The sequence below is a fragment of the Vibrio sp. YT-19(2023) genome, from assembly GCF_033337395.1.
Map to the genome: position 1 here is coordinate 1 of NZ_JAWOQN010000114.1, position 1,282 is coordinate 1,282.

The 1,282-nt window shown below is 47.7% G+C and carries 1 protein-coding gene; it reads right to left on the reverse strand.

The window, feature by feature from the left end:
- Positions 1-1,282: DNA topoisomerase 3 (locus R7E78_RS24220; protein ID WP_318058351.1), on the reverse strand; the 1,282-nt coding region annotated here is incomplete at both ends.

Genomic DNA, 1,282 nt, shown 5'->3' on the forward strand with positions numbered 1-1,282 from the left:
AAGCTTGATTTCTTTCTGCCATCCCCTGAAGTTGGTGCTCCCAATGAGCGGTCATGTCAGGATACGTCGCATCTTGTGGTAATGCCTTGATTAACCCTCGTCCAGCTTGCGAGCTGAGTATGGATTTACCTTGCCTTGTCAATAACTGACGCTTAAAGAGCGTATCCAAAATACCCGCACGAGTCGCTTCCGTACCTAATCCATCTGTGTCGCGCAGAATTTTTTTCAACTCTTTATCGGCAACATAACGAGCAATTCCCGTCATCGCTTGCAGCAGAGTGGCTTCAGTAAAGTGTTTTGGTGGCTCAGTTTTTCGGTCTTTAATTTCACCTTCACGACATGTTAACACCGTGCCTTCACTTAACGGTGGCACCGCATCAATACCTTCGTCTTCTTTATCCGTTTTTCCCATCAGCGCTTTCCACCCCGGCGAAACAAGTTGACGGCCTTTAGCGATGAAAATGCCACCAGCGATGTCGAATACCAATTTCGCTTCGGCATAGACAGCCGCAGGATAAAACTGCATTAAATATTGGCGCGCAATGAGCTGATACACTTTCATTTCGTTGCCAGACAGTGCATTAACATTGGCTTGCTTAGGCGTTGGAATGATGGCGTGGTGAGCATCGACTTTTTTGTCATTCCACGCTTTCGACTTAATCGATAAATCGGCACCCTTCACTGCGCTTTGCAGTTCTTTGGCGTTGTTTGCAATAGCGGATATAACCGTTCCAGCTTGAGAATAATGCTCCAACGGCAAGTAGCGACAATCAGAACGCGGATAAGTGATCAGTTTGTGCTTTTCGTATAGTGCCTGACAAGTATCTAGCACCTGCTGCGCACTCATGCCATAACGCTTTGCTGCATCAATCTGCAAAGCAGATAATGAATATGGCAATGGTGCAGATTGCTTGGTTTGCTTCTGCTCTGATTCCTTCACTATCGCTGGCTGGTTCGCGATCCGATTAGCGACGTTTTCGACTAACTTGCGATTTAATACTCGCCCTTCTTCATCCTGCCATGGTTTGCAAGCCTCACTGGGTTTCCAGCGTGCGCGAATATCAAACGCCCCATTTTGGTCTTGATACGGGATCAATGCGTGCAGCGTGAAGTAATCTTTCGGAACAAAGTTTTCAATTTCTTCATCTCGACGGACGACAAGCCCTAGAACCGGAGTTTGCACACGCCCAACCGAGAGCACACCTTGGTAGCCAGCCTTTTGTCCCAGCAAGGTATAAGCGCGAGACATATTCATTCCATACAACCAATCCGCCCGTGAGCG